This window comes from Pseudomonas sp. GW822-FHT06B12 (genome assembly GCF_058799675.1).
Window position 1 is genome coordinate 523,826 of the sequence record NZ_JBXALR010000001.1, and the last position, 14,011, is coordinate 537,836.

The window sequence follows — 14,011 nt, forward strand, 5'->3', positions numbered from 1 at the left end:
TTTGTCTACGGCCCGCTTTCGCCCATAATCGTGTTTTTCGCCGTCACAGACCAAGCGTCAACAGATCCTGACTAGGAGCCCCATGGAGCAATTTCGCAATATCGGCATCATCGGTCGCCTGGGCAGTTCACAGGTGCTGGATACCGTTCGCCGACTGAAGAGATTCCTGCTTGACCGGCACTTGCATGTCATTCTCGAGGACACCATTGCTGAGGTCCTGCCCGGCCATGGCCTGCAAACCTCATCGCGCAAGATGCTCGGCGAAGTCTGTGACATGGTGATTGTCGTTGGCGGTGACGGCAGCCTGCTGGGCGCCGCCCGGGCATTGGCCCGGCACAACATTCCGGTGCTGGGGATCAACCGCGGCAACCTGGGCTTTCTGACCGACATCCGTCCGGATGAACTGGAAACCAAAGTCGCCGAAGTGCTCGACGGGCACTACCTGGTCGAAAACCGCTTTCTGTTGCAGGCCGAAGTTCGCCGTCATGCCGAGGCCATAGGTCAGGGCGATGCGCTGAATGACGTAGTGCTGCACCCCGGCAAGTCGACGCGGATGATCGAGTTCGAGTTGTACATCGACGGCCAGTTCGTCTGCAGCCAAAAAGCCGACGGCCTGATCGTCGCCACACCCACCGGTTCGACCGCTTACGCGCTGTCGGCAGGCGGCCCGATCATGCATCCCAAGCTCGATGCCATTGTGATTGTGCCGATGTACCCCCATACCTTGTCAGGAAGGCCGATTGTGGTCGATGGCAACAGCGAGCTGAAAATCGTCGTGTCGAAGGATATGCAGATTTACCCGCAAGTCTCCTGTGACGGGCAGAACCACTTCACCTGCGCCCCCGGTGACACCATCACCGTGAGCAAGAAGGCGCAAAAACTGCGGTTGATTCATCCGCTGGATCACAACTACTACGAAGTCTGCCGGACCAAGCTTGGCTGGGGCAGCCGGTTGGGTGGTGGAGGCGACTGATGCTCGATCCCGCGCGTAGCTACGACCTGATCGGTGACGTGCACGGTTGCGCTCATACCCTTGAGCATTTGCTGGACCGACTCGGGTATCACAAACAAGCTGGCATCTGGCGCCATCCGTCACGTATGGCCGTATTTCTCGGTGATGTGATCGACCGTGGCCCGCGGATTCGCGAAGCGCTGCACATCGTTCACGACATGGTCGAGGCCGGCCAGGCGCTGTGCATCATGGGCAACCATGAATTCAACGCGCTCGGCTGGAGCACGCCGGCACCGCCCGGTAGCGGCAAACAGTACGTGCGTGATCACACGCCACGGCATGCACGGCTGATCGATGAAACCCTGACACAGTTTGCCAATCACCCGGCCGACTGGCACGACTTTCTCGCGTGGTTCTACGAGATGCCGCTGTTTGTCGATGCCGGGCGCTTCCGGGTGGTCCACGCCTGTTGGGACGGTGGCCTGATCGACGTGCTGCGCGCGCAACATCCCGATGGCCGCGTCGATGAGCACTTCGTCCAGGCGGCGGCGGTTTCCGGCAGTTTCGCCTGCATGGCGTTCGACCGTTTGCTGCGCGGCACCGACATGCGCTTGCCGCACGGTTTGACCATGACCAGCGGCGACGGTCTGACGCGTTCGTTCTTTCGCACCAAATTCTGGGAAGACAACCCGCAAACCTACGGCGACATTGTGTTCCAGCCAGACGCCTTGCCCGAGCCCGTGGCGCGGACGCCGCTGTCGCCGGTAGAGAAGGACACGCTGTTGCGCTACGGCATCGACGAGCCACTATTGTTTGTCGGCCACTACTGGCGCAGTGGCAAACCGGCGCCGATCCGTCCGAACCTGGCCTGCCTGGATTACAGCGCGGTGCTGTACGGTAAATTGGTTGCCTATCGTCTGGACCAGGAAACCCGCCTTGATCCACGCAAATTTGTCTGGGTCGATGTTGAACGGCCAGAGGAGCTGCAATGAGTGCTGTTGCTGTATTACGTCTGCCACTGGCGGTGGATCTGAGTGGTTTCGTCAAATTGCTGCAACGCATGCACGTACCACATCGGGTCAGCGAAGAAGCCGGTGAGCAGGTGCTCTGGGTGCCTGACGCTATCAGCGAAGACGTGCGTGCGCTGTACGAACGTTTTCCTGCGGGCGATCCCGAGCATCAGCTGGATATCCCTGCTGCACAAGCGAATATCCAGCGTCCAGGGTTCGTCGAGCAATTGCGCAGCAGCCCGGTGACCGCGCTGATTCTGCTGCTGAGCATGATCGTCGGCGCGGTGACCTTGCTCGGTGAAAACCTCGACACGATGCACTGGTTCACCTTCCTCGAATTCCGGGTGGTGGGCGAGTACATCCACTTCACGCCGTTGGCCGACAGCCTGGCGGCGGGGCAGTGGTGGCGTCTGGTGACGCCGATGCTGATCCACTTCGGCGTTCTCCACCTGGCCATGAACGGCATGTGGTACTGGGAACTGGGGCGACGCATCGAGTCGCGTCAGGGCAGTATCAATCTGCTGGGGCTGACGTTGTTGTTCAGCCTGGTGTCGAACTTCGCCCAATATTATTACGGCGGCCCGACTTTGTTTGGCGGCCTGTCCGGGGTGCTTTACGGCTTGCTCGGGCATTGCTGGATCTACCAGTTGCTGTCGCCGAACCCGGCGTATCGTCTGCCTCGCGGGGTATTGGTGATGATGCTGGTGTGGCTGCTGCTGTGCATGTCCGGGCTGATCTCGATGATCGGCTTCGGCGAAATTGCCAATGCGGCGCACGTCGGCGGGTTACTCGTCGGATGCCTCACCGGTTTGTTGGGCGGCTTGTACGGTCGCCGTAAACTCTCTGTCCAATAAATCGCCGTCCAAATTGCTATGTGAATAACCAGCGCGGAGACCTGATGTCCTCTTTTAACGAAATGATCAACAACATCACGCCAGAGATCTACCAGAGCCTGAAACTGGCGGTAGAGATCGGCAAGTGGTCCGACGGCGGCAAACTGACCGCCGAACAGCGTGAACTGTCGTTGCAAGCGATGATCGCCTGGGAGGTGCAGAACCTGCCCGAGGAAGAGCGCACCGGCTATATGGGCCCGCAGGAATGCAGTTCGAAGTCGATCACGGTGCCGAATATCCTGTTCAAGTCGGATGCCATCCATTGATCGAGATTGGCCGCGGTGCAATCAGCAAGATGTCGGCGCGCCTCGAAGCGTCGACCGTGCAATACGCCTTTCGCCTGGGCGATACCGAGGTGCCGGTCAATCCGATGATTGGCAGCACGGTTCGCCTGGAATACCTGGGTGCGATCTATTGCATCCATTGCGGACGCAAAACCAAAACCAGTTTCAGCCAGGGTTACTGCTACCCATGCATGACCAAACTGGCGCAGTGCGATGTCTGCATCATGAGCCCGGAGCGTTGTCACTATGACGCCGGCACGTGCCGTGAGCCGGCGTGGGGCGAGCAGTTCTGCATGACCGACCACGTGGTGTATCTGGCCAACTCGTCGGGCGTCAAAGTCGGGATCACCCGTGCCACTCAATTGCCGACCCGCTGGCTCGATCAGGGCGCCAGCCAGGCACTGCCGATCATGCGCGTGTCGACCCGTCAGCAATCCGGCTTCGTCGAAGACCTGTTCCGCAGTCAGGTGGCCGACAAGACCAACTGGCGCGCCTTGCTCAAGGGCGATGCGCCACCGGTTGACCTGAAACAGATTCGTGATCAACTGTTCGAAAGCTGTGCCGAGGGCGTGCAAGGACTGCAGGAGCGCTTCGGTCTGCAAGCGATTCAACCGGTATTTGATGTCGAACCGATTGAAATCCATTACCCGGTCGAGCAGTACCCGGCCAAGATTGTCAGCTTCAATCTGGACAAGAACCCGATTGCCGAAGGCACGCTGATGGGGATCAAGGGCCAGTATCTGATCTTCGATACCGGCGTTATCAATATTCGTAAATACACGGCTTACCAGCTCGCCGTGCATCAGTAGAAGGACTCCAGCATGCGCACCGAACAACCGAAGATGATCTACCTGAAGGACTATCAGGCGCCCGAGTACCTGATCGACGAGACGCACCTGACCTTCGAGTTGTACGAGGACCACAGCCTGGTCCATGCGCAACTGGTGATGCGCCGCAATCCGGCCCGTGGTGCTGGTCTGCCACCGCTGGTCCTCGATGGGCAGCAACTGGAACTGCTGTCGGTAGCCTTGGGTGACAGCGAACTGAGCGCCGGGGATTATCAGCTGACGGACAACCACCTGACCTTGCACCCGACCAGCGCCAGTTTCACGGTCGACACCAGCGTCAGGATTCACCCGGAAACCAACACCGCGCTGGAAGGCCTGTACAAGTCCGGCGGGATGTTCTGCACCCAGTGCGAGGCCGAAGGCTTTCGCAAGATCACCTATTACCTCGACCGTCCGGACGTGATGAGCAAGTTCACCACCACGGTGGTCGCCGAGCAGCACAGCTATCCGGTACTGCTGTCCAACGGCAACCCGATTGCCTCGGGTCCCGGTGAAGACGGTCGGCACTGGGCGACCTGGGAAGACCCGTTCATGAAGCCGGCCTACCTGTTCGCGCTGGTGGCCGGTGACTTGTGGTGTGTCGAAGACACCTTCACCACCATGACCCAGCGCAGTGTGGCGCTGCGCATTTACGTCGAGCCGGAAAACATCGACAAGTGCCAGCACGCCATGAACAGCCTGAAGAAGTCCATGCGCTGGGACGAAGAAGTCTATGGCCGCGAGTACGACCTGGACATCTTCATGATCGTTGCGGTCAACGACTTCAACATGGGCGCGATGGAGAACAAGGGCCTCAATATCTTCAACTCCAGCTGCGTGCTGGCCCGTGCCGAAACCGCGACCGACGCCGCGCACCAGCGGGTTGAAGCAGTGGTTGCCCACGAATACTTCCACAACTGGTCGGGCAACCGCGTGACCTGCCGCGACTGGTTCCAACTGTCGCTCAAGGAAGGTTTCACGGTGTTCCGTGACGCCGAATTCTCCGCCGACATGCACTCGCGCACCGTCAAACGTATCGAAGACGTGGCGTACCTGCGCACTCACCAGTTTGCCGAAGACGCCGGCCCGATGGCTCATGCGGTGCGCCCGGATGCGTTCATCGAGATTTCCAACTTCTACACCCTGACTGTCTACGAGAAAGGTTCGGAAGTGGTGCGCATGATTCGCACCTTGCTTGGCGCCGACGGTTTCCGCAAAGGCAGCGACCTGTATTTCGAGCGTCACGATGGCCAAGCGGTCACCTGTGACGATTTCATCAAGGCCATGGAAGATGCCAACGGCGTCGACCTGACTCAGTTCAAACGCTGGTACAGCCAGGCCGGTACGCCGCGTCTGGCGGTGAGCGAGTCTTACGATGCGGCGGCGAAAACCTACAGCCTGACCTTCCGTCAGAGCTGCCCGGCAACCCCGGACAAGGTTGAAAAACTGCCGTTCGTGATTCCGCTCGAACTGGGTCTGCTGGACAGCAAAGGCGCGGCGATCGCACTGCAGTTGGCGGGTGAAGCGGCCGCTGACGGGACCTCCCGCGTGCTGTCAGTGACTGAAGCCGAGCAGACCTTCACCTTCGTCGATATTGCTGAACAACCGTTGCCCTCGTTGCTGCGCGGCTTCTCGGCGCCAGTAAAACTGAGCTTCCCGTACAACCGCGATCAACTGATGTTCCTGATGCAACACGACAGCGACGGCTTCAACCGTTGGGAAGCCGGCCAGCAATTGTCGGTGCAAGTGTTGCAGGAACTGATTGCTCAGCATCAAGCAGGTCAAGCGTTGGTGCTGGATCAGCGCCTGATCAGCGCATTGCGTACGGTACTGGCGGACGAAACCCTGGATCAGGCGATGGTCGCCGAAATGCTCTCGCTGCCAAGCGAGGCTTACCTGACCGAAATCAGCGAAGTGGCGGATGTCGATGCGATTCATGCGGCCCGTGAGTTCGCCCGCAAGCAACTGGCGGACAACCTGTTCGACGCGCTGTGGCTGCGTTACCAGGCCAATCGCGAGTTGTCGAAGCAAACCGCTTACGTTGCCGAAGCCGAGCACTTCGCTCGTCGTAGCCTGCAAAACATTGCGTTGTCTTACTTGATGCTCAGTGGCAAGCCCGAAGTGCTGGCATCGACCCTTGAGCAGTTTGATGCCTGCGACAACATGACTGAGCGTCTGACCTCGTTGGCGGTGCTGGTGAATTCGCCGTTCGAGGCCGAGAAGGCCAAGGCACTGGCGAGTTTTGCCGAGCACTTCAAGGACAATCCGCTGGTCATGGACCAATGGTTCAGCGTTCAGGCCGGCAGCGGTTTGCCGGGTGGCTTGCAGCGGGTTCGGCAGTTGATGGAGCACCCGGCGTTCAACATCAAGAACCCGAACAAGGTGCGGGCGCTGGTCGGTGCGTTTGCAGGGCAGAACCTGATCAACTTCCATGCTGCCGATGGTTCGGGGTATCGCTTCCTTGCGGATCTGGTGATCGAGTTGAACGGTTTCAACCCGCAGATCGCCTCTCGCCAACTGGCGCCGCTGACGCGCTGGCGTAAATACGACGGTGCTCGTCAGGCGTTGATGAAGGCTGAGCTGGAGCGCATTCGTGCTTCGGGTCAGCTGTCCAGCGATGTGTTTGAAGTGGTCAGCAAAAGCCTCGCGTAAGCCTATAGCCGCTCCCACAGGTGTTCACCCGAACCCTGTGGGAGGGGGCGCGATATTCCCCCCGTAGGAGCTGCCGCAGGCTGCGATCTCTTGATCCTGGCGGCCGACAGCCGCCCCATCTCTCACAGATGTACACCAATCAAACCTGTGGGAGCGAGCCTGCTCGCGATGGCGGCCTGACAGCCGACCAATCTCTTGCGGATGTACATCAATCAAAACTGTGGGAGTGAGCCTGCTCGCGATGGCGGCCTGACAGCCGACCAATCTCTTACGGATGTACACCAATCAAAACTGTGGGAGCCGAGCCTGCTCGCGATGGCGGCCTGACAGCCGACCAATCTCCCGCAGATGTACACCAATCAAAACTGTGGGAGCGGGCTTGCTCGCGAAGGTGGCCTTATACCAACCAATCTCTTGCTGATGTACATATCCGTTGCTGCGGTAACGGCGGCTTAGGGTTTCGCCCTTACGGCGCCTCACTTTTCCAGACGCCGAAAAGTAAGCAAAACGCTTCGCCCCAAGCGTACGGCACCTCGCTTAGGCTCGGTGTTCCCTCGCTCCGGCATTCATCAGGGAGCATCGCCTACGGTCTGCTTCGCGACGACCTCCTCTCGATGTGTCCGGCTGCGCCGTACGGCGCTGCGCGCCAACCCCCGGATGAACACCTCCACTCGGCCTCCCGAAAGGGGCGGGTGGATCAAAAGCCAGATCAAGATCAAAAGCCAAAGCTCAAACCTTTGTGTCGGAAGTTTCCGCTCAATCGCTGGCTTCTAATCATCCCTGCGAATGCCTCGTCATTCAGCCACCGTCCGTAATCCTCCAGTTAACAAAACATAACGTGGCGTTGATTGTCAGACCTTTCGAAAGCTGGATAGGATAGGCCAGCTTCCGAAGGGGCTCTAGATTGCGCGTTTCAGGACTATGTTCCAATACGGTCAATCGCGACGAGCAGCCCTGCGGCGCCCTGAAAGGTTGAACGACCTAACAATAATAATGGGGGAAGGTCTATGAGTGAGCCTGTCATGGGTGTGGGTTTTTGCCGCCCGCCGGCGTTACGCAGATTCGCGTTGCTGGCTACAGCGCTCTCGCTGTTGGGCTCTGTCGCGCTGTCGGCACCCGTTCTGGCCGCAGCTGCGCCTGCGTCCGATACTGTCTATTCGATTGAATCCGCCAAGTCCGCCAAGGGCCTGATGCTCGATATCGCGCATGCAGGCAAGCGCCTGGTGGCGGTCGGCGATCGTGGCCATATTCTGTATTCCGATGACCAGGGCCAGACCTGGACCCAGGCCAAAGTGCCGAGCCGGCAACTGCTGACCTCAGTCTATTTCGTCGATGACAAGCACGGTTGGGCAGTCGGTCACGACGCGCAAATCCTCGCCAGCGAAGACGGCGGCGTTACCTGGACCAAACAATTCGAAGACTTGAAGCGTGAAGCGCCGCTGCTCGCTGTCTGGTTCAAGGACCTCGGCACAGGCTTTGCCGTGGGCGCTTACGGCGCGTTGCTGGAAACCACCGACGGCGGAAAGCGCTGGGAAGACGCCAGCGACCGCCTCGATAACCCGGATCAGTACCACCTCAACGCCATCGCGGCGGTCAAGGAGTCCGGGCTGTTCATCGTGGGCGAGCAGGGCAGTATGTTCCGTTCCCCTGACTGGGGGCAAACCTGGGAACGTCTTCAAGGACCGTACCAGGGGTCGCTGTTCGGGGTGATCGGCACGGCCAAACCGGCGACATTGCTGGCCTACGGTCTTCGCGGCAACCTGTTCCGTTCCACCGACTTTGGCAGCACCTGGGCGCCCGTCGAGCTCAAGGCTGCGCGCGGTGCGCTGGAGTTCGGCCTGTCCGGTGCGACCTTGCTCGACGACGGCACAATCGTGATCGTCGGCAATGGCGGCAGTGTGGTGCGCAGCAGCGATGACGGGGTGACCTTCAGCGTATTCAACCGTCCCGACCGCATTTCCGTTTCGGCGGTCACCGCGGCGGGCAATGGCAACTTGATTCTGGTAGGACAGGGCGGCGTTCGCGCTACTTCGCCAATCGGCGCCGAGCTGGGCAAATAATGAGAGGCGCAGATATGACATCCATGAGCAGTCATCATCAGGACAAGGCGACTTTTCTCGAGCGCCTGATTTTCAACAACCGCCCGGCAGTGATCGTCATCTGCCTGCTGGTCAGCATTTTCCTGTTCTGGCAGGCAACGCTGATCCGGCCGTCCACCAGCTTCGAAAAAATGATCCCGCTCAAGCATCCTTTCATCGAGAAGATGCTTGAACACCGCAATGACCTGGCCAACCTTGGCAATACCGTGCGTATTTCCGTGGAAGCCACCGATGGCGATATTTTCTCCAAGGAGTACATGGAGACCCTGCGTCAGATCAACGACGAGGTGTTTTACATCTCCGGCGTTGACCGTTCCGGCCTCAAGTCGCTGTGGAGTCCGAGCGTGCGCTGGACCGAAGTGACCGAGGAAGGTTTTGCCGGCGGCGAAGTGATTCCGCAGAGCTACAGTGGCTCGGCAGACAGCCTTGAGTTGCTGCGCAATAACGTGCTCAAGTCCGGTCAGGTGGGGCGACTGGTATCCAACGACTTCAAGTCGAGCATCGTCGATATTCCGCTGCTGGAGTCCTACCCGGACCCGCAGGACCAAGGCAAGCTGCTGGCGCTGGACTACCAGAAGTTCTCCCACGAGCTTGAAGAAAAGATCCGCGACAAGTTCGAAAAACAGAACCCCAACGTACAGATCCACATCGTCGGTTTCGCCAAGAAGGTCGGTGACCTGATTGACGGTCTGATCATGGTGGTGATGTTCTTTGGCGTGGCTTTCGTCATCACCTTGATCCTGTTGTTGTGGTTCACCAACTGCCTGCGCAGTACCGTGGCGGTGTTGAGCACTACCCTGGTGGCGGTGGTCTGGCAGTTGGGGTTGATGCACGCCTTCGGCTTTGGTCTGGACCCGTATTCGATGCTGGTACCGTTCCTGATTTTCGCCATCGGTATTTCCCACGGCGTGCAGAAGATCAACGGGATTGCCTTGCAGTCCAGCGATGCGGACAACGCCTTGACCGCTGCCCGGCGCACGTTCCGTCAACTGTTTCTGCCGGGGATGATTGCGATCCTCGCGGATGCGGTGGGCTTCATTACCTTGCTGATCATCGATATCGGGGTGATTCGTGAACTGGCCATCGGTGCGTCCATTGGCGTAGCGGTGATCGTATTCACTAACTTGATTCTGCTGCCAGTGGCGATTTCCTACGTCGGCATCAGCAAACGTGCCGTCGAGCGCAGCAAGAAAGATGCAACCCGCGAGCACCCGTTCTGGCGTCTGCTGTCGAACTTTGCCAGCTCGAAAGTCGCACCCGTCTCGATCCTCCTGGCGCTGATCGCCTTCGGTGGCGGTCTCTGGTACAGCCAGAACCTGAAAATCGGCGACCTTGACCAGGGTGCGCCGGAGTTGCGTCCGGATTCGCGCTACAACAAGGACAACAACTTCATCATCAATAACTACTCCACCAGCTCCGATGTACTGGTGGTGATGGTCAAGACCAAGGCGGAAGGCTGTTCGCGTTACGAAGCCATGGCGCCGATCGATGAGCTGATGTGGAAGATGCAGAACACCGAGGGCGTGCAGTCGGCGATTTCCCTGGTGACCGTTTCCAAACAGATGATCAAGGGCATGAACGAGGGCAACCTGAAATGGGAAACCCTGTCGCGTAACCCGGACGTGCTGAACAACTCCATCGCCCGTGCCGACGGCCTGTACAACAACAGTTGCTCGCTGGCGCCGGTGCTGGTGTTCCTCAACGACCACAAGGCCGAAACCCTCGACCGTGCGGTGCATGCGGTGCAGGACTTCGCCAAGGAGAACAACAAGGACGGCCTGGAGTTCATCCTGGCTGCCGGTAACGCCGGGATCGAGGCGGCTACCAACGAGGTGATCAAGGAATCGGAACTGACCATTCTGGTCCTGGTGTACATCTGCGTGGCCACCATGTGCATGATCACCTTCCGTTCCTGGGCGGCGACCTTGTGCATCGTGTTGCCGCTGGTACTGACCTCGGTACTCGGCAACGCGCTGATGGCGTTCATGGGCATCGGCGTGAAAGTCGCGACCTTGCCGGTGGTGGCGCTCGGGGTGGGGATTGGCGTGGACTACGGCATCTACATCTACAGCCGCCTCGAAAGCTTCCTGCGTGCCGGCCTGCCGTTGCAAGAGGCTTATTACCAGACCCTGAAGTCCACCGGTAAAGCGGTACTGTTCACCGGTCTGTGCCTGGCCATCGGCGTATGCACCTGGATCTTCTCGGCGATCAAGTTCCAGGCCGACATGGGCCTGATGCTGACTTTCATGCTGCTCTGGAACATGTTCGGCGCGTTGTGGCTGTTGCCGGCGCTGGCACGTTTCCTGATCAAGCCAGAGAAACTGGCCGGGCAGAAGGGTAATTCGTTGTTTGCGCACTGATCGAAGCCGAAAATAACAAAGCCGCAACCTTCGGGTTGCGGCTTTGTTATTTCTCGAATTTCACACCATCCCCCTGTGGGAGCGAGCCTGCTCGCGATTGCAGTGTGTCAGGCAATGGAAATGTCACTGGTAAACCGCAATCGCGAGCAGGCTCGCTCCCACAGGGTTTGCGGCAACAATGCGCTATCATTGCTGTTTTCCCCTGAAAGACATGATTGCCATGACTGCCGAAACCCTTCTCAACGCCCTCGAACACTGCGCCATGGTCGAAATCGACGGCTTGCACGCCTTCGAATTCGCTCTCGACGAAGACGACAATCTGCACATCGAATGCATGGACGGCCGAGCGGCCAAACATTGGGAATTCACCCCGGCTCAGGTTGAGGCTGCGACCTTCGATCAAGGCCTGCAGAGCTGGCTGATCGTCGGCGATTCCGGCGAGCATCGTCTGGTCTGCCTGGACGCGTTCGGCGGTAGCGACGACGCAGACGAAACCAATGAGGATGCGTAACTTCTGGCCACTGTTGATGGCCGGAAGCGTCGGCGCGATGGGGGTGCAGGCCGCGCCCGCCGACATTCATGAGTTGCTGATCGGCACCTACACCCAGGGCCAGAGCCAGGGGATTTACCGACTCAAGTTCGACAGCCAAAGCGGTCAGCTCGATGCCGCGCCGTTGCAAGTGATCAAGAGCGCAAACCCGTCGTGGTTGACCTTGTCCCGCGACCAGCGTCGACTGTTTGTGGTCAACGAGAACGGTCCGGGGCAAGCCGATCCGGTAGGGCGCGTCAGCAGCTTCGCCGTCGAGCCGAAAACCCACAAGTTGAGCCTGATCAGTCAGGTGCAGAGCCTGGGCAACGAGCCGACCCATTCCAGCCTGAGCGCTGACGGCAAGCACCTGTTTGTCAGTAATTATTCCGTGGCCGAAGATCCGGGCGGCAGCCTGGCGGTATTGCCGGTGAGCAGCGATGGCAAGCTGGCGCCTCCGATCCAGCTGAGCAGTCATCCGTCGAGCCGGGTCAACCCCGAGCGGCAGTTGTCGGCTCACGTTCATTCGGTAGTGTCCTCGCCGGACGGCCAGTTTGTATTCAGCAATGACTTGGGAGCGGACAAGATCTTTGTCTACCGCTATGACCCCAAGGCCAATCCGGAACGACCGCTGACCGCCGCCACGCCAGCGTCGGTCCAGTTGCCACCCGGCAGCGGGCCACGACATTTACTGTTCAGTAGCGATGGCAAGCATGCGTACCTGACCATGGAAATGAGCGCGCAAGTCGCGGTGTTCGATTACCAGGCCGGCAAACTGACCCAACGCCAGATGGTCGACCTGGCAGCCGGCAAACCCCAGGCGCAGAAAGCGGCTGCTGCGCTGCACGCGTCAGTGGATGGCAAGTTCCTCTACGTCAGCAACCGTGGCACCGCTAACGAGTTGCTGGTGTTCGCCATCGATCCGGCCAGTGGTGAACTCAAGGAGCTTCAACGGCGCTCCGTGGAGGGTGATCACCCGCGTGAATTCAGCCTCGACCCCAGTGGCAAGTTCGTGCTGATCGCCAACCAGAAGAGCAACCAGATCGTTATCATCAAGCGTGATGTGAAGACCGGTTTGCTGGGCAAAACCGTGCAAAAACTGCCGTTCGATGCCCCCAGCGATATCAGCTTCTTCCTGCGTCAATAAGCCGCAGGCCCCGTACGCCGGGGCCTGCGCGGTTCTATTAATCTGAGTGATATCCGCTACTGCTACAAAAGATTTCAAGAGCGCCAACCCTCGGGCGTAAGTTTGCTTCACGGCCTAAACAGGCAAGCAAGCCAACTGAATCTACGAGGGTTACCGCCATGAACTTCAATCTCTTCTCCGTGATCGCCGCTTCCGCCATCTCAGCCACCGTTGCTCTGCCAGCCAGTGCCAGTGTCGAGATCAACTCGAAAAAATCCGGCACCCAGGCCTACACCCAGAAATACCTGCAACAAAGCGCCAACTTCTACGCCGCGCTGGATCACAAGATCCAACACTGAGATTCAAGCCCTGCCGACTTTATGCAGGAGCGAAGTCACTTGATCCGATCGGCGATTCTTTCGCCGGAAAGACCAGAGTGATGTCGCTTCTGCATAAAGCATTTGCGACTCCGCCCCCAATCAGCACAAATACCGCGTGTAATATCACATGGCCATGTGTTTAAATTTGACGCTAATTTATTGACTCAATCTTTTCCAAGGATCGACGACATGGCGATGCGTCTGGCTGTGGTGCTGCTGTTTCTCTATTCCACTCCAATTCTCTCGGCTGCCCAGCCGGTCGACGGTGAGCCTGAAGTCGCGCGCGAGCGCTTGTTGAGCTTGTTGCAGGACTGAAAAACGTCGGATTTTCGATCAATTAAACTGATAGCTACTATGCATAAAGGTCGCTATTCATAGCCGGTTATTTGATTGATTCTGTGGGCACTGAAACATGCCCACGGAGAATCCCATGGCCAGCGCAATCCTTTCCTCTGCCAAGCACGGTGCTTACGTCGCCATCGGTTTATACGTGGCCATGGTTCTGGTGGTCAGCCTCTCGGCGCAATCGCAACACATCGTAGAAGCGCCGATCCAGGTCGCCTATCCCGGCATCCAGTTTGAGCATCGCGCACAGAACTTCAGCGTTGAACACTCAGACGTCGCGGGAGCGGTGGGAGCATGAAAGGGCGCAGACTTTGGGTGATTGCCTTCCTGGCATTCATGACCAACGGATCTTCACTGCTCGGTATCGGTCAGGGCTCGGCGGGTTCGCTGGCACGGGCCATCGAGTGCAATCACAACATCGCCCACAACATCCAGACCGCCAAGGCGCTGGGGTTGCTGGCGGGTAATCCGCCCGCCAAACCCAAAGCAGTGGTTCTGGGGCCGTTTGAGATTGATTGCTCGGCGCTGAAAATGTGCAACGTGTTGGCGTAATCAAA

The 14,011-nt window shown here is 58.8% G+C and carries 14 protein-coding genes; all 14 read left to right on the forward strand.

Annotated elements, in window-relative coordinates; all coding sequences use genetic code 11:
- Window positions 1-82: 82 nt before the first annotated feature.
- Window positions 83-973, forward strand: coding sequence for an NAD(+) kinase (locus AC1RKH_RS02550; protein ID WP_095077121.1), 891 nt, complete (start codon window positions 83-85; stop codon window positions 971-973).
- The gene (locus tag AC1RKH_RS02555) at window positions 970-1,944 is read left to right on the forward strand and encodes a metallophosphoesterase (protein WP_493061375.1); all 975 of its coding nucleotides are present in this window, start codon (window positions 970-972) and stop codon (window positions 1,942-1,944) included. Before AC1RKH_RS02550 ends, AC1RKH_RS02555 begins: the two co-directional genes overlap by 4 nt.
- Window positions 1,941-2,816, forward strand: a complete 876-nt coding sequence (locus AC1RKH_RS02560; RefSeq protein WP_493060972.1) for a rhomboid family intramembrane serine protease — start codon at window positions 1,941-1,943, stop codon at window positions 2,814-2,816. Before AC1RKH_RS02555 ends, AC1RKH_RS02560 begins: the two co-directional genes overlap by 4 nt.
- Before the next feature lie 44 nt (window positions 2,817-2,860).
- Window positions 2,861-3,121: a YeaC family protein gene (locus AC1RKH_RS02565; RefSeq protein ID WP_123424406.1), complete on the forward strand. Its 261-nt coding sequence runs from the start codon at window positions 2,861-2,863 to the stop codon at window positions 3,119-3,121.
- Complete coding sequence (locus AC1RKH_RS02570; RefSeq protein ID WP_493060973.1) at window positions 3,118-3,948, forward strand: DUF2797 domain-containing protein; 831 nt, start codon at window positions 3,118-3,120, stop codon at window positions 3,946-3,948. Before AC1RKH_RS02565 ends, AC1RKH_RS02570 begins: the two co-directional genes overlap by 4 nt.
- Before the next feature lie 12 nt (window positions 3,949-3,960).
- Window positions 3,961-6,618 (forward strand): aminopeptidase N, encoded by a 2,658-nt coding sequence (pepN, locus tag AC1RKH_RS02575; RefSeq protein WP_493060974.1) that lies wholly within the window; start codon window positions 3,961-3,963, stop codon window positions 6,616-6,618.
- A 1,007-nt stretch (window positions 6,619-7,625) separates the two neighbouring features.
- Window positions 7,626-8,678 carry a WD40/YVTN/BNR-like repeat-containing protein gene (locus AC1RKH_RS02580; RefSeq protein ID WP_493060975.1) on the forward strand — a complete coding sequence of 351 codons (1,053 nt, stop codon included), beginning with the start codon at window positions 7,626-7,628 and terminating at the stop codon, window positions 8,676-8,678.
- A 23-nt stretch (window positions 8,679-8,701) separates the two neighbouring features.
- Window positions 8,702-11,077: an efflux RND transporter permease subunit gene (locus AC1RKH_RS02585; protein ID WP_493060976.1), complete on the forward strand. Its 2,376-nt coding sequence runs from the start codon at window positions 8,702-8,704 to the stop codon at window positions 11,075-11,077.
- 220 nt (window positions 11,078-11,297) lie between these two features.
- Entirely contained in the window at window positions 11,298-11,588 is a 291-nt protein-coding gene (locus AC1RKH_RS02590) for a DUF5629 family protein (RefSeq protein WP_493060977.1), read from the forward strand.
- Window positions 11,575-12,750 carry a lactonase family protein gene (locus AC1RKH_RS02595; RefSeq protein WP_493060978.1) on the forward strand — a complete coding sequence of 392 codons (1,176 nt, stop codon included), beginning with the start codon at window positions 11,575-11,577 and terminating at the stop codon, window positions 12,748-12,750. Before AC1RKH_RS02590 ends, AC1RKH_RS02595 begins: the two co-directional genes overlap by 14 nt.
- Before the next feature lie 158 nt (window positions 12,751-12,908).
- Window positions 12,909-13,088 carry a hypothetical protein gene (locus AC1RKH_RS02600; protein WP_401114868.1) on the forward strand — a complete coding sequence of 60 codons (180 nt, stop codon included), beginning with the start codon at window positions 12,909-12,911 and terminating at the stop codon, window positions 13,086-13,088.
- 210 nt (window positions 13,089-13,298) lie between these two features.
- Entirely contained in the window at window positions 13,299-13,424 is a 126-nt protein-coding gene (locus AC1RKH_RS02605) for a hypothetical protein (protein ID WP_259740217.1), read from the forward strand.
- Window positions 13,425-13,539: 115 nt separating this feature from the next.
- Window positions 13,540-13,752, forward strand: coding sequence for a hypothetical protein (locus AC1RKH_RS02610; protein ID WP_493060979.1), 213 nt, complete (start codon window positions 13,540-13,542; stop codon window positions 13,750-13,752).
- Window positions 13,749-14,006: a hypothetical protein gene (locus tag AC1RKH_RS02615; RefSeq protein WP_493060980.1), complete on the forward strand. Its 258-nt coding sequence runs from the start codon at window positions 13,749-13,751 to the stop codon at window positions 14,004-14,006. The genes AC1RKH_RS02610 and AC1RKH_RS02615 overlap by 4 nt, the downstream gene beginning before the upstream one ends.
- The last annotated feature ends 5 nt before the right edge of the window (window positions 14,007-14,011 follow it).